Below are 18,176 nucleotides of genomic sequence, written 5' to 3'. Positions count from 1 at the left end.
CGGAGAACGACATGAAAAAACTCAAATTGGTCATGATCGGCAACGGCATGGCCGGGGTTCGCACCCTGGAAGAATTACTCAAGCTGAGCAGCGAGCTGTACGACATCACCGTGTTCGGCGCCGAGCCACACCCCAATTACAACCGCATTCTGCTATCGCCGGTGCTCGCCGGTGAACAGACCTTCGAAGAGATCGTACTCAACGACCTGAGCTGGTACCTGGACAACGACATCAAGCTGCTGCTCAACCGCAAAGTGGTGCAGATCGATCGCGTCAAACGCATCGTCATCGCCGAGGACGGCACCGAGGCCGAGTACGATCGCCTGCTGATCGCCACCGGTTCCACGCCATTTATCCTGCCGATTCCCGGCAACACCTTGCAGGGCGTGATCGGCTATCGCGACATTGCCGACACCCAAGCCATGATCGACACCGCCAAGACCCACAAGCACGCGGTGGTCATCGGCGGCGGCCTGCTCGGCCTGGAAGCCGCCAACGGCCTGATGCTGCGCGGCATGCAGGTGACCGTGGTGCATATCGGCGAATGGCTGCTGGAGCGGCAACTGGACAAGACCAGCGGCCAGTTGCTGCAAACCGAACTGGAAAGCCGTGGCCTGGTGTTTCGCCTGTGCGAACAGACCCAGGCCCTGCACGACGCCGGCAATGGGCGGGTCGGCTCAGTGCAGTTCAAGAACGGCGACATCATCCCGGCCGACCTGGTGGTGATGGCGGCCGGCATCCGCCCCAACACCGAACTCGCGGAAAAATCCGGCATCCCCTGCAACCGTGGGATTCTGGTCAACGATACCCTGCAAACCTATGACCCGCGCATCTACGCCATCGGCGAATGCGCCAACCATCGGGGTACCGCTTACGGCCTGGTCGCGCCGCTGTTCGAACAGGCCAAGGTCTGCGCCAATCACCTGGCCCAACTCGGCTTTGCCACTTACAAAGGCTCGGTAACGTCGACCAAGTTGAAAGTCACCGGTATCGACCTGTTCTCCGCCGGCGACTTCATGGGCGGCGAAGGCACCGAGACCATCACCCTCTCCGACCCGATTGGCGGCGTGTACAAAAAACTGGTGATCAAGGACGACATCCTGGTCGGCGCCTGCCTGTACGGCGACACCGCCGACGGGGGTTGGTATTTCCGGCAGATCCGTGAGAACCACGCCATCGGCGAGATCCGCGATCACCTGATGTTTGGCGAAAACGCGCTGGGAGACGTCGGCCATCAAGGCCAGGACAAGGCCATGAACATGGCCGACAACGCCGAGGTCTGCGGCTGCAACGGCGTGTGCAAGGGCACCATCGTCAAGGCGATTCAGGAACACGGGCTGTTCAGCGTCGACGACGTCAAAAAACACACCAAGGCCGCCAGCTCCTGCGGCTCCTGCGCCGGGCTGGTGGAACAGATCCTGATCAACACCGTGGGCGGCGCCGCCGACGTCAAACCCAAAAGCGAAAAAGCCATCTGCGGTTGCAGCGACCTCAACCACGGACAGATCCGCCAGGCCATCCGCGACCAGCACCTGCTGACCATCGCCGGCACGATGAGCTACCTGAACTGGCGCACGCCCAACGGTTGCGCCACCTGCCGGCCGGCGTTGAACTACTACCTGATCTCGACCTGGCCCGGCGAGGCCAAGGACGATCCGCAATCGCGCCTGATCAACGAACGTGCCCACGCCAACATCCAGAAAGATGGCACCTACTCCGTCATCCCCCGGATGTGGGGCGGCGTGACCAATCCGTCGGAGCTGCGCCGTATCGCCGACGTGGCCGACAAGTACAACGTGCCGATGGTCAAGGTCACCGGCGGCCAACGCATCGACTTGCTCGGCATCAAGAAACAGGACCTGCCTGGCGTGTGGAAAGACCTCGACATGCCGTCGGGCCACGCCTATGGCAAATCCATCCGCACCGTGAAGACCTGTGTCGGCAGCGAGTTCTGCCGCTTCGGCACGCAGAATTCCACACAGCTGGGCATCGAGTTGGAGCACGACCTGTTCAATATGTGGTCGCCGCACAAGGTCAAGTTGGCGGTCTCCGGTTGCCCACGCAATTGCTCGGAAGCAGGCATCAAGGACGTCGGCATCATCGGTGTCGACTCCGGGTGGGAGATGTATATCGGCGGCAATGGCGGGATCAAGACAGAAGTCGCGGAGTTCTTCGTCAAGCTGAAAACCGCCGAAGAAGTGCGCGAGTACAACGGCGCGTTCCTGCAGTTGTATCGCGAAGAAGCCTTCTACCTGGAGCGCACCGTGCACTACCTGCAACGGGTCGGCATGGAGCACATCAAAAAAGCCGTACTGGAAGACCCGGCCCGACGCCGAGCGTTGAATGAGCGCCTGCAATTTTCGCTGTCGTTCGAACAGGACCCGTGGAAGGAGCGCCTGGAGCAGCCCCAATTGAAAAAGGAGTTCGAGGTCATCCCCGTCAAACAGCTGGAGGTGTCGGCATGAACTGGCTGGATATCTGCGCCCTCGATGAAATCAACGCCCTGGGCTCGCGCATCATCCAGGGGCCTAAAGGCGATATTGCGATTTTCCGTACCAGTGACGATGAAGTCTTCGCCCTCGACGACCGTTGCCCGCACAAGGGCGGGCCGCTGTCCCAGGGCTTGATCTACGGCAAACGCGTGGCCTGCCCGTTGCACAACTGGCAGATCGACCTAGCGTCCGGCGAAGCCCAGGCGCCGGATATCGGCTGCGCCCACCATCACCTCGCCCGCGTGGAAAACGGCCGGGTGATGCTGGCCCTGCGGGACGCAGGTTGATGAACCGCCAGGTTACCGCGTCTACCTGCTGTTATTGCGGGGTGGGTTGCGGCGTGTTGATCGAGCATGACGGCGTACAGATCCTCGGCGTGCAAGGCGACCCGAGCCACCCGGCCAACTTTGGCAAGTTATGCAGCAAGGGCGCCAGCCTGCACCTGACCGGTGACCTGGCTGCCCGCGCCTTGTACCCCGAACTGCGCCTGGGCAAAAACCTGGCCCGTGCGCGCACCGATTGGGACACGGCCCTGGAACACGCCGCCAACGTATTCGCCGACACGATCGCCGAACACGGGCCGGACAGCGTGGCGTTCTACATTTCCGGGCAATTGTTGACCGAGGATTACTACAGCTTCAACAAACTGGCACGGGCGCTGGTGGGCACCCACAACATCGATAGCAACTCGCGGCTGTGCATGTCTTCGGCAGTGGTCGGCTACAAGCGCAGCCTGGGTGCCGACGCCCCGCCGTGCAGCTATGAGGACCTGGAAAACAGCGACTGCGTCATGATCGTCGGCAGCAATATGGCCTACGCGCATCCGGTGCTGTTCCGACGCTTGGAAGAAGCCAAGGCGCGGCGCCCACAGATGAAAGTGCTGGTGATCGACCCACGGCGCACAGACACCTGCGACCTGGCTGACCTGCACCTGGCGATTTTACCGGGTACGGATGTGGCGTTATTCCATGGGATCTTGCATCTGTTGCTGTGGGAAGACTGGATCGACCGCGACTTTATCCAGGCCCATACCGAGGGGTTGGCACCGCTGAAGCGGCTGGTGCATGACTACACACCGCAGATGGTCACGCAGTTGTGCGGGATCAGCGTTGAACAACTGCGCCTGTGTGCGCAATGGGTGGGCACCTCCAGCAGTTTCCTGTCGTTGTGGTGCATGGGGCTGAATCAATCCACCGCCGGCAGTGCGAAAAACAGCGCCTTGATCAACCTGCACCTGGCCACCGGGACCATTGGCCGGCCGGGCTGCGGCCCGTTTTCCCTGACCGGCCAACCCAACGCCATGGGTGGCCGCGAGACCGGCAGCCTGGCGAATCTGTTGCCGGGCCATCGTGAAGCGGCCAACCCGCAGCATCGGGCCGAAGTCGCCGCGTATTGGGGGGTTGATTCATTGCCGCAGCCAAACGGGCTGACCGCGATCGAACTGTTCGAGCAGATCCAGGCCGGCAAGATCAAGGCGCTGTGGGTTGCCTGTACCAACCCCGCACAATCGCTGCCGGACCAGAACCGCGTACGCGCAGCCTTGGCCGCTTGCCCGTTCGTGGTTCTGCAGGAAGCTTTTCGCACCACGGAAACGGCCGCTTATGCCGACCTACTGCTGCCTGCCGCCAGTTGGGGAGAAAAGGAAGGCACCGTGACCAACTCCGAGCGACGTATTTCCCACGTCCGCCAAGCCATCGTCCCACCGGGAGAAGCACGGCCCGATTGGGCCATTACGCTGGATTTCGCACAGCGCCTGGAAAAGCGCTTGCGGCCGGGCTTGGCCAGCCTGTTTGCGTTCGAACAACCGGCGCAGATCTTTGATGAATACAAAGGGCTGACGCGCCATCGTGACCTTGACCTGTCGGGTGTCAGCCATGCCCTGCTCGACCGGATCGGGCCGCAGCAGTGGCCGTTTCCGACGGGCGCGCATGCCGGAACAACGCGCCTGTACAGCGATGGAGTGTTCCCAACCGATAGCGGGCGCGCGCAGTTTGTCGCTGATCCTTACCGCGCGGCCAAGGAGCAACGCGACGCCCGCTTCCCGCTGACCCTGATCACCGGCCGCCTGCGCGACCAGTGGCACGGCATGAGCCGCACCGGCACGGCGGCCCAGTTGTTTGGGCATGTCAGCGAAGCGTTGTTGGGCCTGCATCCGGATGAGTTGCGCCGCCATCGCTTGAAGGATGGTGATCTGGTCAGCCTGAAAAGCCGCCGCGGCAGTGTGATCGTCGCGGTCAGCAGCGATGACAGCGTGCGCCCAGGCCAGGCGTTCCTGCCCATGCATTGGGGCGACCGCTTTCTCAAGGGTGGCGTCAACACCCTTACGCAGCCGGCGTTTGATCCGTTATCGAAACAACCGGAACTCAAGCACAGTGGCGTGCGCCTGGAGGCCGTACAACTGCCGTGGCAGTTGTTCGCGCTGATCGAAGGCAATGTGCAACAACACTTTGAGGCGCTGCGCCCGCTGTGCGAGGACTTTGCCTACGTCAGTTTGACTCTGGTCGGACGTGAACGCCCGGCATTGCTGGTGCGCGCCGCGCATGGCGAGGCGCCCGACTTGCCACTGCTGACCCGTATCGACGCACTCCTCGGCCTCAATGACGGCCCTGTCATGGCTTATGACGACCCACGCCGCTCGATCGGCAAGCGCGTGAAGATCGAGCAAGGCCGCATCACCGCCCTGCGCCTGGCAGGGGAAACCCTGGCGCGGCACTGGTTGCAAAGCCTGTGGCTGGAAGGTCGCGCCGATGATCAATTGCGGCGCTGGCTGCTGGCCCCATTAAGTGCACCGCCGGGGAATGCGGCGGCCAGCCTCAAGACCCTGTGCAACTGCAAGAACGTCAGTGAAAGCGCGGTGTGTGCCGGCATCGCCCGTGGCCTGGATCTGGAAGGGCTCAAACAAGCGCTGGGCTGCGGCACCCAATGTGGTTCCTGTGTACCGGAAATCAAACGTCTTTTGGCCGGCAACCCGCAGCCATTCGCCATTAATGTGTGAGGAGAAGAACATGAACGCAAAAGTCTGGCTGGTGGGCGCAGGGCCTGGCGATCCGGAACTGTTGACCCTCAAGGCGGTGCGAGCCTTGCGTGAGGCGGATGTGGTGCTGATCGATGATCTGGTCAACCCACAGGTGCTGGAGCATTGCCTGGATGCGCGGGTGATTACCGTCGGCAAGCGCGGCGGCTGCCGTTCGACGCCACAGGATTTTATTCATCGCCTGATGCTGCGTTATACGCGCCAGGGAAAATGCGTGGTGCGGCTCAAAGGCGGCGATCCGTGCATTTTTGGCCGGGGCGGTGAAGAAGCGGTGTGGTTGCGCGAGCGCGGTGTCGATGTGGAGCTAGTCAACGGGATCACGGCAGGGCTGGCGGGTGCGACGAATTGCGATATCCCGTTGACCTTGCGCGGTGTGAGCCGTGGCGTAACGCTGGTCACGGCGCATACCCAGGACGACAGCAGCCTTAACTGGCGGGCACTGGCCGAGGGCGGGACGACGTTGGTGGTGTACATGGGGGTGGCGAAGCTGGAGGAGATTCGTCAGCAATTGCTCAACGGCGGCATGGCCGTCGATATGCCCGTGGCGATGATCGAAAATGCCTCCCTGCCCCAGCAGCGCGAATGCCGCAGCACGCTGGCGCGCATGCATTGGGACGCACAGGCATTTGCCTTGAAGAGCCCGGCGATTCTGGTGATCGGCAGCGTTGCCGCGGCTGCGCAGGCGGCGTGCATTGCCGTGCCAGCCAGCGCCTGAGGCATATATTGCAGGCGAAAAAAAACCCGGCCTGAGCCGGGTTTTTTCTACTGCTCAGTAATTACTGAGCAGCTTGAGCTTCTACCGAGGCTTCTACGCGACGGTTGATAGCACGACCAGCTTCAGTTGCGTTGTCAGCAACTGGGCGGGATTTGCCGTAACCAACCGAGCTTACACGGTTAGGAGCAATACCGTCTTTGACCAGAACTTGCTTAACAGCGTCAGCACGACGCTGGGACAGCTTCTGGTTGTAAGCGTCTGGACCTACGGAGTCAGTGTGACCTTCAACCACGGTGGTGGTGTTAGGGTACTGCTTCATGAAGTCAGCCAGGTTTTTCACGTCAGCGTAGCTGTTAGGCTTAACAACGGACTTGTCGAAGTCGAACTTAACGTCCAGCTCAACACGAACAACCTGAGCAACTGGAGCTTCTGGCTCTGGAGTTGGCTCTGGAGCTGGTGCTGGGGTAGGAGCTGGAGCGACTGCGCCAGCGTTACCGCCGAAGTTCACGCCCAAGCCGACCAGTGCGGAGTAGTCCCACTTGCCGTTGTCCAGTGCGTAGTCAGCTTCAACACCGGCACGAGCGTACAGGTTGTTGGTGAAGTAGTACTTCACGCCAGCGCCAGCGATAGCCAGGGTGGACTGGTCGCGACCGCTGTGGCCGTCAGCTTTGACGTTGGTACGGCTCTGGTGACCGAAACCGCCTTCTACGTATGGACGCAGGCTGTCTACGCCAGCTTGACCGAAGTGATACTGGGCAACCAGGCTGCCGGTATCGCCTTTGATCTTCTGGTTACCAGTACCGTCGTTCGAACGGGTGTGGTTGGTAGTGTCGTAGGACAGGTTCAAGGACAGGTCGTCGGTCAGGAAGTAACCGATGCGAGCGCCAGGGTTGAAGCCGTCTTCGATGTGCTTAACGCTATCGTTGTACTGCTTCTTGTAGAACAGCTCGCCTTCAACTGCGCCTTGGCCTTGTGCCAGTGCGCCGAAAGAAGAAGCGGCAATAAGAGTACCAATGGCCAAGCCCAAGGTGTTTTTCAGTTTCATCCGTTAAATCCCCATCTGGTGATTGTAAAGCAGTCCCACAAACCGGGGGACAACTCGGCGACAAGTCTAACAGAACTTGCCTACACGTAAGAGATATTTGCCACGCACTAAGTTTCAGTCTCGCCCGCAAATTTCTCACGTAATTTATCAAGAGCACGCTTGTAACGCATTTTTGTAGCACTCAAACCCATATGCATGATGTCAGCGATTTCCTGAAACTCCAGCTCTGCGACAAATCGTAGCACCAGAATTTCACGGTCAATCGGGTTCACATGCACCAACCAGCGATCAAGTCCGCCCTTCTCCTCGGGTGCCGGCGCCTTCTCTTCAGACGCCTCCTCAAGGGGGTCAAGACTCAAAGCGTCCATCAACCGACGCTTTCGCCGCTCCTTACGATACTGCGTGATGCACTCGTTGTACGTGATGCTGTAGAGCCATGTCTTGAACTTCGATTTGCCCTCGAAGTTCTTCAGGCCATACAGCACCTTGAGCATCACTTCCTGACAGACATCATCCGCATCTCTATCGTTCCCTAAATACCTTGAACAAACGTTGAACAGAGTGCGTTGATACCTGCGCATCAATTCTTCGTACGCACGTGTTACGTGAAACAGCTCCGTGTGCGAGCGCGCGACCAACTCCTCATCAGAGAGCTCACGGGGGTCGTAGCGCGTAGACAGCGTTTGGGCTTTATTCAAAACAAGTCGTGCCGACAGTCAGGTCAATGTCCGCCACAATCCGGTCAGCCGGGTTTGCGGCGGCGTACATTAGCAGGATTTGCCGTATTAGCGGCTATTGACCTGCTGTTCCAGGAGAATCCGATTGGACAGCGACACCAGGTCGCCGTCATCGGTCAGCACCGTCGTCTTGACCGTGCCGATCTCCTCGATTTGCCCTTCAACCTCGCCAACACGCACGTGTTGCCCAACCTGATACAGCTCACGCACATAGATTCCCGCAAGAATCTGCCCGGCAATTTCCCGGCTTCCCAACCCCATTGCCAGCGCAACGGCCAGACCAACGGTAATCAAAACAATCACAATCACATGGTTGAGCAGGTCAGTCTTGACCTCCAACTGGCTGATCGCGACGGAAATACTGATGATGATCACCAGCCCCTGGGCGATTCGCCCGAGGCCCGCCGCGTAGTCCAGGCCCACACCTTCAGCCGCTCCACGCACCAGCCCATTGGCCAGTTGTGCCAGCAAAACGCCTACCAGCAGCACCAGCGCGCCGCCAAAAACCTTCGGCAAATACAGCGCCAGCATGTCGAGCGTAGCTGAAACTCGCTCAAGTCCAAGGGATTGCGCCGCAGAAACCAGGAAAATCAGCAAAACAAACCAATAAACGATCTTGCCGATCAACGTGGAGATCGGCACTTGCAGCCCTGCGCGCCCCAGCAGTTTGGTCAGGCCGGTGCCTGCCATCAAGCGGTCGAGCCCCAATTTGGCGAGCAATTTGGACAGCAGGGTGTCGAGCAGCTTCGCCACGACAAAGCCCAGCAACACCAGAACCAGGGCACCAAACAGGTTGGGAATGAAATTCGCCACCTTGGTCCATAGTGCGGTCATCGCGGTGACCAGGCTCTGGGTCCAGAGATCAAGTTCCATATTCAATCAGCCTTATCAGCAGTGCGAGCAAGAGGTTCACGGCGGGAAACCGGCGACACATGGGCCGAACCATTGTTCAGGGCCATCATCAGCGCCGGCAACCAGCGACCCAACAGACCGAACAGGTCGCCCGCCCCTACCTGGCGGTTGGCGGTTTTCAAAACGCGGCCCAGGCAGGCATCGTCATCACGGTTGGATGGCGATGCATTGAGCATGTCACGCAAAGACTGTTCGAACGGATCGTGCATATAGACCTCTCGCAAGTGTTTTAAAAGACGAGGGTTAAATTCTTGGGGTCACATAAGACCCTTGCTGCGTTCAGGTCATATTCAGGTCAAACCCAGCGTAATCGTCGAAAAAGCCACCATTGCCCCAGTGCAACGGCCACCATCATCAAGCAGGCAATCAAGAATCCGTAGGGGTTTCCCGCAAAGGGTATTCCACCCACATTGATTCCCAGCAGGCCGGTCAAAAAACTCATCGGCAGAAAGATTCCGGTGATGATCCCGAAGCGATACATGGTGCGGTTCATACGCACGCTCAAACGCCGGTCCTCGGTCTCAAGCACAAGCCCCACGCGCTCCCGAGCCAATTCGAGCTCTTCCAGGTAACGGGTCAGGCTGTTGTGTAATTCGTTCCAGTAGTCGGCGTCGTCATCACAAAACCACGGCAATTTGATGCGCGTCAGTTGCGCAAAAATATCCCGTTGTGGCGCCAGAAAACGCTTCAGCCCGGCTGCGCGTCGGCGAATCTGCAAGACGCTGCCATGCTCCGGAGTATACCGTTCGTCGGCATCGAGTTTTTCTTCCTCGGAATCGACGATTTCAGACAGATCCGTGACCAGATCCTGCACTTTATTGGTCAGATACTGCGCCATATAAAGGATGAGCTCGGACGCTGTTTTCGGCCCATTGCCCTCCGCCAATTGCACCAGCAACTCATCGGTGGCGCGCAACGGCCGCAGACGCAGGGAAATGACCCGGTCGGCCGCCGCAAAAATACGCACCGAGACCATATCTTCAGGCTCGGCACCTGGATTGAGGTTGACCCCACGCAGGAACAGCAGCAATTCGGCATCCGGCAACGGCAACAGGCGCGGACGAGTGTTCTCCTCCAGCAGCAGGTCACAGGCAAACTCGCTCAGACCACTGGATTTACGCAACCAGGTCTGGGTCTGGGGGTGACTGCGATCCCAATGCAGCCACAGGCTTTCCTGGGGCTGCAAGTGCAAATCATCGAGCTCAGTCCGGGCAATCGAACGCGCACCGCCTTTACCGTCCAGCACCAGGGCATGTACCAAACCCCACTGCGCGTTTTCTTCCTCGAACATCCTGACCCCTATGGCTACTGCGGTTTATTCAGGCATTTTCAGCGGGCTGGGCGACACAATCACGCCGTTGTTGTCGGCGTAGATGTACTCACCCGGGCGGAATGTCACACCCGCAAAGGTCACCACCACGTTCAGGTCGCCGATGCCGCGCTTGTCGGTCTTCATCGGATGCGACGCCAGCGCCTGCACCCCCAGGTCAGTCTGGGCGATAACGTCGACGTCACGGATGCAACCGTAGATCACCAGCCCTTCCCAACCGTTTTTCGCGGCTTTCTCGGCGATCATGTCGCCCAGCAACGCCCGGCGCAGCGAGCCGCCACCATCGACCACCAGCACCTTGCCGGCGCCTGGCTGGTCGGCCTGTTCCTTGACCAGGGAGTTGTCTTCGAAGCATTTGATGGTGACGATTTCGCCGCCAAAGGAGTCTCGCCCGCCGAAGTTGCTGAACATCGGCTCAACCACCTGCACCAGTTCCGGGTAGGCGTCGCACAGGTCGGGGGTCACGTAATGGTTCATCGAGAAACTCCTGTCATCAAAGTAGAGGTTCAACATCCCATGGTGTACATCAGGAAAACGCGCCACGACAGGCTTTCTTTAAAGACTGCGCGGTTGACGGCGGCCATGATCAGACCCGCTTGACCGCAACGCAATACCCGTTGCGCGACTGAATATGACCAGAAGCGTTTAACGCGTCATATCTTAGCCGCAACCACTCACAAGTGAAACGCCCTTGGCAGAGCGCTTCGTCAAACCGCTGCGTCCACTTCGGACTGTGCGCCGGACAAAGGTGTCAGCGGGTCTCTCAACCAGCGTGCCACCAATGGCCAGACCTCGGCCTGCGCAGGCTTGCTGACCAGCATCTGCACATGCCCGAAATCATCGCTAAACCCTTGCTGACGCCCCAGGCAGAGGTACTGGCGATGTTCAGAGCCGACCTGCTCGAACAGCTTGCGGCAGGCCCAGTCCGGGTCTTGCCGATCACCCGCAGCGCTCACTGCCAGCAATGGCACATCAACCTCGGCCAAGCCTTTCCACCAGTCGCGCTCGGCATCGCCAAAGCGCCCGAACAGGCCATGCCAGCGCATGGTTTCAAGCATGATACCGATAGGCTCGTCTTCCGGGCCGCGCTTGAGCCTTGGGCCGGACAACTGGCCCAGGCGCTTCAAGATCAAGCGCGCGCCCCACTCCACCGCAGGGATTTTCAGCGGCCAGTAGGTGCGGCTGACCTGGCAACCAAACAATGCCACGGAAGCCGCTGCAGGTGCGCCCAAGTGCTGGCCACCCAGGGCCGCCGCCAGAGTCGTAGCGCCCAGGGAATGCCCGATCCAGTGGGGAATCTGCCCACTCTGCTCACGCACGAACGCGCCAATGGCCGGCACGTCGTAGCGCGCGTAATCGGCGACACGGTTTTTGGCGTAGTCGTGATTGCGCTTGGACAGGCCATGGCCACGCATTTCCGGGATCCATACATCAAACCCCTGGCGTGCCAGATAGGCACCCAGGCCGATACCTTTGGGCGAGTACCAGAAGCGCCGATTGGAAAAACTGCCGTGCAGCAAAATAATCGGCGTGCCCCGGTTTTCCGGGACATCAGCCAGGCCCAAGCGGGTCACGGCCAGCTCGACAGTACCGTCCGGGCTGTTGCCGGGTTTGAGGCGATACACATCTTCACTCAGGTCGCCGCGACGTTCAGCGCTGATCAGGGCGACGGGAAACAGGTTGCTGCTGCTTTGCATAATGCTCTTGCACAAAAAAGGGCGGCGTCCGCAAGGATTCCCGCCCTGTACAGATAAGAATGCCGGTCACCCGCAACGAGTGACCGGCACTTTTGACGCGTCGACCTTAGGCGGACGCTTGGCCTTCAGCCAGGAAGAACCAGGTTTCCAGTACGGAGTCGGGGTTCAGCGAGACACTTTCGATGCCCTGTTCCATCAGCCACTTGGCCAGGTCCGGGTGGTCGGAAGGCCCCTGGCCGCAGATACCGATGTACTTGCCGGCCTTGTTGCAGGCCTGGATAGCGTTGGCCAGCAGCTTCTTGACTGCCGGGTTACGCTCATCGAACAGGTGGGCGATGATCCCGGAGTCACGGTCCAGGCCCAGTGTCAGCTGGGTCAGGTCGTTGGAGCCGATGGAGAAACCATCGAAGAACTCCAGGAACTCTTCGGCCAGGATGGCGTTGGACGGCAGCTCGCACATCATGATCACGCGCAGGCCGTTTTCGCCACGGGACAGACCGTTTTCAGCCAGCAAGTCGACGACCTGGCTCGCCTCGCCCAGGGTGCGCACGAACGGCACCATGATCTCGACGTTGGTCAGGCCCATCTCGTTGCGCACGCGCTTGAGGGCACGGCATTCGAGTTCGAAACAGTCACGGAAGGTTTCGCTGATGTAACGCGAGGCGCCACGGAAGCCCAGCATCGGGTTTTCTTCTTCCGGCTCGTAGAGCTTGCCGCCGATCAGGTTGGCATATTCGTTGGACTTGAAGTCCGACAGGCGCACGATGACCTTTTTCGGGTAGAACGCCGCCGCCAGGGTGCTGATGCCTTCCACCAGCTTCTCGACGTAGAAGCCCACCGGATCGTTGTAGCCGGCGATGCGCTTGTCGACGCTTTCCTTGATCTCCAACGGCAGGCCGTCGTAGTTCAGCAGCGCCTTGGGGTGCACGCCGATCATGCGGTTGATGATGAACTCCAAGCGGGCCAAGCCCACGCCGGCGTTCGGCAGTTGTGCAAAATCGAAGGCACGATCGGGGTTGCCGACGTTCATCATGATCTTGAACGGCAGGTCGGGCATGGCGTCGATGGAGTTTTGCTTGATGTCGAAGCCCAGCTCGCCTTCAAAGATAAAGCCGGTGTCGCCTTCGGCGCAGGACACGGTCACGCCCTGGCCGTCCTTGAGCAACTGGGTGGCGTTGCCACAACCCACCACAGCAGGGATCCCCAGCTCACGGGCGATGATCGCCGCGTGGCAGGTACGCCCGCCACGGTTGGTCACGATGGCGCTGGCGCGCTTCATTACCGGTTCCCAGTCCGGGTCGGTCATGTCGGAAACCAGCACGTCGCCTGGCTGGACTTTGTCCATTTCGGACACGTCCTTGATGATGCGTACCTTGCCTGCGCCGATGCGCTGGCCAATCGCACGGCCTTCAACCAGCACAGTGCCGGTTTCCTTGAGCAGGTAGCGCTCCATGACATTGGCCGACGTGCGGCTTTTCACGGTTTCCGGACGGGCTTGCACGATGTACAGCTTGCCGTCGTCACCGTCCTTGGCCCATTCGATGTCCATCGGGCACTTGTAGTGCTTTTCGATGATCATCGCTTGCTTGGCCAGTTCGCTGACCTCCTGGTCGGTCAGGCAGAAGCGCGCACGCTCGGCCTTGTCGACTTCAACGGTTTTCACCGAACGACCGGCCTTGGCCTCGTCGCCGTAGATCATCTTGATGGCCTTGCTGCCCAGGTTACGGCGCAGGATGGCCGGGCGGCCTGCTTCGAGGGTGCCCTTGTGTACGTAGAACTCGTCCGGGTTGACCGCACCCTGTACGACGGTTTCACCCAGGCCGTAGGCGCCGGTGATGAACACCACGTCACGGAAGCCCGATTCGGTGTCCAGGGTGAACATCACGCCGGCGGTACCGGTTTCCGAACGCACCATGCGCTGCACGCCAGCAGACAAGGCCACCAGTTTGTGGTCGAAACCCTGGTGTACACGGTAGGAAATCGCGCGATCGTTGAACAATGACGCAAACACTTCCTTGGCGGCCCGAATGACGTTTTCCACGCCGCGGATATTCAGGAAGGTTTCCTGCTGGCCGGCGAACGAGGCGTCGGGCAAGTCTTCGGCGGTAGCCGAGGAACGCACGGCGACCGCCATGTCCGGGTTGCCGGCCGACAGGGCGGCGAAGGCGGCACGAATTTCTTCGTTAAGTTTCTCGGGGAACTCGGCTTCCATGATCCACTGGCGGATCTGGGCACCGGTCTTGGCCAGCGCATTGACGTCATCAACGTCCAGGGCATCCAGCGCGGCGTGGATCTGAGCGTTGAGGCCGCTCAGTTCGAGGAAATCGCGGTAAGCCTGGGCCGTGGTGGCGAAACCACCGGGCACCGACACACCAGCGCCTGCAAGATTACTGATCATCTCGCCGAGGGATGCGTTCTTGCCCCCCACGTGCTCTACATCATGGACGCCGAGCTTATCGAGGGAAACTACGTACTCTACCAAGGTGATCTCTCCACTAACTGTGTTGGAAAAGCTCAGGACGCTGGCGGCTCATAGAGGAGCAAACGCCTGCGCTTGTGGCCTGGACCTGGAAAATAAGTGAGAATGCGGCCCACTGCGGGACAGCAAAATCGCGCCTATCATATCCAAGATTCGCCATCAGCTTAAGGCCCAGGGCTCAAATGAAACGATCTGCTTTCTTTATTTCCGACGGCACGGGCATCACCGCCGAGACATTGGGTCAGAGCCTGCTCGCGCAGTTCGAAAACGTTACCTTCGCCAAATTCACGCGGCCCTATATCGACAGCGTGGATAAAGCGCGGGCCATGGTACAACAAATCAATCTGGCGGCTGAAAAAGACGGTTTCCGTCCGATCATTTTCGACACCATCGTGAATCAGGATATTCGTGAGATCCTGGCGACTTCGAATGGTTTCATGATCGATATTTTCTCGACCTTCCTGGCCCCTCTGGAACAAGAGCTGAGTGAACATTCCTCATACTCCGTGGGCAAATCCCACTCCATTGGGCACAACTCCAACTATATGGAGCGTATCGAGGCGGTGAACTTCGCCCTCGACAACGACGACGGCGCCCGCACTCACTACTACGACAAGGCCGACCTGATCCTGGTGGGCGTGTCGCGCTGCGGCAAAACGCCTACCTGTCTGTACATGGCCATGCAATTCGGTATCCGCGCCGCCAACTACCCGCTGACCGAGGACGACATGGAACACCTGACGCTCCCGGCAGCCTTGCGTGCGCACTCACACAAGCTGTTCGGCCTGACCATCGACCCGGACCGTCTCACCGCCATTCGTAACGAGCGCAAGCCTAACAGCCGCTACTCCAGCTATGCCCAGTGTGAGTTCGAAGTGCGCGAAGTGGAAAATCTGTTCCGTCGGGAGAACATTGCGCACATCAATTCCACGCATTTCTCAGTGGAAGAGATTTCGGCAAAGATTCTGGTAGAAAAAGGCGTAGAACGGCGCTTCAAATAACCCCGCTGATGCTCGTAGTGAGCGGGCTTGCCCTAATGCCAGTCAGTTAAGCGATAAAGCGGGCGATGAATAAATTGTGGGAGGGGGCTTGCTCCCGATGGACTGCGTAGCAGGCCCATTTTTGAGGCCGCTGCGCGGCCTATCGGGAGCAAGCCCCCTCCCACAGTGACCGCGTTAATCCTTAACTGACTGGCATTAGGGCTTGCCCCGCTCACTACAATTAATGCCTACAGGTGAAAACGACCGCCGCCCTGGCCCAATGCGGTGGCCAACGCGTCAAACCCCTCTCGCAACAACTGATCATCCCCTGACGTATTGCAGATGCTCGCCCGAATGAACTGCGGCACTGCGGTTTGCCCCACCGCAAATGCCTCGGCCGTGGCGATCAGGTAGTTGTTCTGCTTGAGCTCCGCTTCGATTTCCGATGCACGCCACGGCTCCGGCACCTCGATCCAGAAGTGTGGGCTGTTGGGGTGGGTGCGATATTGCAGGCCAGCCAACAAACCTTGCACCAGCGCCTTGCGGCGGCTGATCTCATTGATCTGCTGGCGCAGCAGGTATTCCGCCGTGCCGTTTTCAATCCACTGGGTGGCCAGTTCCAGGGTCACCGGCGTGGCCATCCAGCAGGTAGAACGCAGCGCCGCCGAGACACGGCTGACCAGGGCCGGCGGCGCATGCACATAACCCACACGCAGCCCGGCAGACACAGCCTTGCTCAGACTGCTGATCAGAATCGTACGCTCAGGGGCGAAATAGCTGAGGGGCGGCGGCCGGTCTTCCACCAGCACACCGTGGGCTTCATCTTCAAGAATCAGCAGATTGTGTTCACGGCACACTTTGGCCAACGCTTCCCGACGCGCCACCGAGAGCACCGCAGTGGTGGGGTTCTGGATGGTCGGCGTGCAGTACAGCGCCGAAACCCGGTGATTACGACAGACTTCGTCCAGCGCGCTCGGCAGCACGCCCTCCTCGTCCATTTCCAGGCCGATGAGGCGGATGCCCAGCATGCGCGCGGCGGTAATGAGCCCCGGGTAAGTCAGCTGTTCGGTGACCACTGTATCGCCGGCCCGTAACAGCGCCATCATCGAGCACAGCAAGCCATGCTGGCCGCCATTGACGCAAATGACCTGCTCGGGAATCGGGTGGAAATCGCGCTGCACCAGCCATTGCGCGCCGGCCTCGCGATAGCGTGGCAGGCCGGCGTCCGGCGTGTAGGCACTGATGTCCTGGAGGAACTTGGCGTTGGTCGACAGGGTTTGGAAGCTCTGGGCCAGGAACACCGTCTCCTGCCCGGGGATGTGCATGTTGCGGCTCATGTCGAAGTACTGGCGCGGCTCCTCGCTGAAGTTGCGAAAACCTTCATCGCGCTGGCGCTCCATCCCACGCTTGCGCACGAAAGTGCCGTCACCGACCCGCGCCACAACCAACCCCAGGCGTTCCAGTTCGCCGTAGGCCCGGCTGATGGTGCCGATCGTCACACCCAGGTTGTCGGAAAGCACCCGATGGGGCGGCAGTTTTCTTCCCGGTTCAATCAAGCCTTCGAGGATGCCCCGTTCCATGACATCGGACAGGCGCTTGTACTTTACGCCCTGCCCGTTGGACAACCCCTCACGCATAATTGACACCATGTCAATATTTGTTTTGACAGCCATCTTTCGCCCTAATAGTGTGCTTTTACGGGTTCAATCGCCGAATTTTACAACTCATTACAAGCTCAATATAGAGTTCAATTCCGGCTCAGGGAAGCAATAAACGATGCCAATGTCCGCCGTTCTCGAAAACACCGCCAAGACCAAAACCCAAAAACAGTGGCTGGCCGGGTTGATCACCAGTGTGATGTTCCTGATCGTGTGCCTGAGCTGGGGCACCACGTGGCTGGGCATCAAGATCGCCGTGGAGAGCGTGCCACCGCTGACGTCCGCCGGCCTGCGCTTTCTGATCGCTTTCCCGTTGTTCCTGTGCTTTGCGCTGGTACGTCGCGAACCGATCCTGTTTCCCCGGGAGAGCCGCTGGTTCTTCGTGTTTGTGACCCTGTCCTATTTCAGCGTTCCTTATTACTTGCTCAACTACGGCGAGATGCACGTCTCGTCCGGCCTCACCGCTCTGCTGTTCAGTTGCATGCCGGTGTTTATCCTGATTTTCTCCGGGCTGTTCCTGCGCGAGCGCATCTACTTCTCCCAGGTGGTCGGTATCGGCATCGGCTTCGCCAGCCTGTACATGATCATCAAGAGCCAGGGCCTGCATCTGGACCACGCTGAATTCCTCGGCGTGCTGGCGATCCTGAGCGCGGCGATCATGCATGCGCTGTGCTATGTCATCACCAAGCAAAAAGGCAGTGCCATCAGCGTGATCACCTATAACACCCTACCCATCGGCATCGCCGGGCTGATGTTGTTCGTCGCCGGCCTGTGGTTTGAGACGCCCACGTTTGACCAGATCACCCTGCGTTCCTGGGGAGCCCTGTTCTACCTGGGGCTGGTCGCGTCGGTGGGCGGGTTCATCGTGTACTTCATGCTGCTCAAGCGTTTGAGCCCGATCATCCTGTCGTTCGTGTTCATTATCTTTCCGGTGTTCGCGGTGATCATCGGCGCGTGGTACGAGGGCGTGGCGATTTCCCGGGACCTGATGCTGTACTCGGCCATCCTGCTGGCCGGCTTTGCAATCACCAAGTTGCCGATTGAAAAACTCCTGGCCAAGAAACCTTGAACGTCCCCCCGGCCCCTCAACATCAGCC

The 18,176-nt window shown here is 59.7% G+C and carries 15 protein-coding genes; 6 read left to right on the top strand and 9 right to left on the bottom strand.

Translation table 11 applies throughout. From position 1 onward, the window contains the following. Positions 1–11: 11 nt before the first annotated feature. Genes nirB through cobA form a run of 4 tightly spaced genes read left to right on the top strand, consistent with a single transcriptional unit; the run spans position 12 to position 6,241 of the window. Positions 12–2,465: a nitrite reductase large subunit NirB gene (gene nirB / locus JBE38_RS00660; RefSeq protein ID WP_205343340.1), complete on the top strand. Its 2,454-nt coding sequence runs from the start codon at positions 12–14 to the stop codon at positions 2,463–2,465. Then, the gene (gene nirD / locus JBE38_RS00655) at positions 2,462–2,779 is read left to right on the top strand and encodes a nitrite reductase small subunit NirD (protein WP_090369293.1); all 318 of its coding nucleotides are present in this window, start codon (positions 2,462–2,464) and stop codon (positions 2,777–2,779) included. The genes nirB and nirD overlap by 4 nt, the downstream gene beginning before the upstream one ends. Continuing rightward, on the top strand, positions 2,779–5,487 hold the full coding sequence (locus JBE38_RS00650) for a nitrate reductase (RefSeq protein ID WP_205343339.1): 2,709 nt from the start codon (positions 2,779–2,781) through the stop codon (positions 5,485–5,487). Before nirD ends, JBE38_RS00650 begins: the two co-directional genes overlap by 1 nt. Positions 5,488–5,497: 10 nt before the next feature. Beyond that, positions 5,498–6,241, top strand: coding sequence for a uroporphyrinogen-III C-methyltransferase (gene cobA / locus JBE38_RS00645; RefSeq protein WP_205343338.1), 744 nt, complete (start codon positions 5,498–5,500; stop codon positions 6,239–6,241). A gap of 61 nt (positions 6,242–6,302) precedes the next feature. On the opposite strand, the gene JBE38_RS00640 is transcribed toward cobA, so the two are convergent. The 8 genes from JBE38_RS00640 to ppsA all read right to left on the bottom strand — a co-directional run bounded on the left by JBE38_RS00640 (position 6,303) and on the right by ppsA (position 14,444). Beyond that, positions 6,303–7,286, bottom strand: a complete 984-nt coding sequence (locus JBE38_RS00640) for an OmpA family protein (RefSeq protein WP_090369289.1) — start codon at positions 7,284–7,286, stop codon at positions 6,303–6,305. Positions 7,287–7,393: 107 nt separating this feature from the next. Further along, entirely contained in the window at positions 7,394–7,984 is a 591-nt protein-coding gene (gene sigX / locus JBE38_RS00635) for an RNA polymerase sigma factor SigX (RefSeq protein WP_003193286.1), read from the bottom strand. An 87-nt stretch (positions 7,985–8,071) separates the two neighbouring features. Further along, on the bottom strand, positions 8,072–8,896 hold the full coding sequence (locus JBE38_RS00630) for a mechanosensitive ion channel family protein (protein WP_017527459.1): 825 nt from the start codon (positions 8,894–8,896) through the stop codon (positions 8,072–8,074). 2 nt (positions 8,897–8,898) lie between these two features. Continuing rightward, on the bottom strand, positions 8,899–9,144 hold the full coding sequence (locus JBE38_RS00625; protein ID WP_060756224.1) for a hypothetical protein: 246 nt from the start codon (positions 9,142–9,144) through the stop codon (positions 8,899–8,901). A gap of 86 nt (positions 9,145–9,230) precedes the next feature. Continuing rightward, positions 9,231–10,226 carry a zinc transporter ZntB gene (locus JBE38_RS00620; RefSeq protein ID WP_090369287.1) on the bottom strand — a complete coding sequence of 332 codons (996 nt, stop codon included), beginning with the start codon at positions 10,224–10,226 and terminating at the stop codon, positions 9,231–9,233. Between the two features lie 24 nt (positions 10,227–10,250). Next, positions 10,251–10,742 (bottom strand): ribonuclease E activity regulator RraA, encoded by a 492-nt coding sequence (gene rraA, locus JBE38_RS00615; protein WP_017527456.1) that lies wholly within the window; start codon positions 10,740–10,742, stop codon positions 10,251–10,253. A 230-nt stretch (positions 10,743–10,972) separates the two neighbouring features. Further along, complete coding sequence (locus tag JBE38_RS00610; protein ID WP_205343337.1) at positions 10,973–11,962, bottom strand: alpha/beta fold hydrolase; 990 nt, start codon at positions 11,960–11,962, stop codon at positions 10,973–10,975. A gap of 106 nt (positions 11,963–12,068) precedes the next feature. After that, positions 12,069–14,444: a phosphoenolpyruvate synthase gene (ppsA, locus tag JBE38_RS00605; protein ID WP_060756227.1), complete on the bottom strand. Its 2,376-nt coding sequence runs from the start codon at positions 14,442–14,444 to the stop codon at positions 12,069–12,071. A 179-nt stretch (positions 14,445–14,623) separates the two neighbouring features. On the opposite strand from ppsA, the gene ppsR reads away from it, so the two are divergent. Next, complete coding sequence (gene ppsR / locus JBE38_RS00600) at positions 14,624–15,442, top strand: posphoenolpyruvate synthetase regulatory kinase/phosphorylase PpsR (protein ID WP_003175525.1); 819 nt, start codon at positions 14,624–14,626, stop codon at positions 15,440–15,442. 227 nt (positions 15,443–15,669) lie between these two features. Here ppsR and JBE38_RS00595 read toward each other — a convergent pair whose 3' ends face one another. Further along, complete coding sequence (locus JBE38_RS00595; RefSeq protein WP_205343336.1) at positions 15,670–17,094, bottom strand: aminotransferase-like domain-containing protein; 1,425 nt, start codon at positions 17,092–17,094, stop codon at positions 15,670–15,672. A gap of 160 nt (positions 17,095–17,254) precedes the next feature. On the opposite strand from JBE38_RS00595, the gene JBE38_RS00590 reads away from it, so the two are divergent. Further along, positions 17,255–18,148, top strand: a complete 894-nt coding sequence (locus JBE38_RS00590; RefSeq protein ID WP_161549611.1) for a DMT family transporter — start codon at positions 17,255–17,257, stop codon at positions 18,146–18,148. Positions 18,149–18,176: the final 28 nt, after the last annotated feature.

It is taken from the genome of Pseudomonas sp. ICBG1301, from assembly GCF_016918385.1.
Lineage (GTDB): Bacteria > Pseudomonadota > Gammaproteobacteria > Pseudomonadales > Pseudomonadaceae > Aquipseudomonas > Aquipseudomonas palleroniana.
This window is presented reverse-complemented; position numbering and strand designations above follow the sequence as displayed.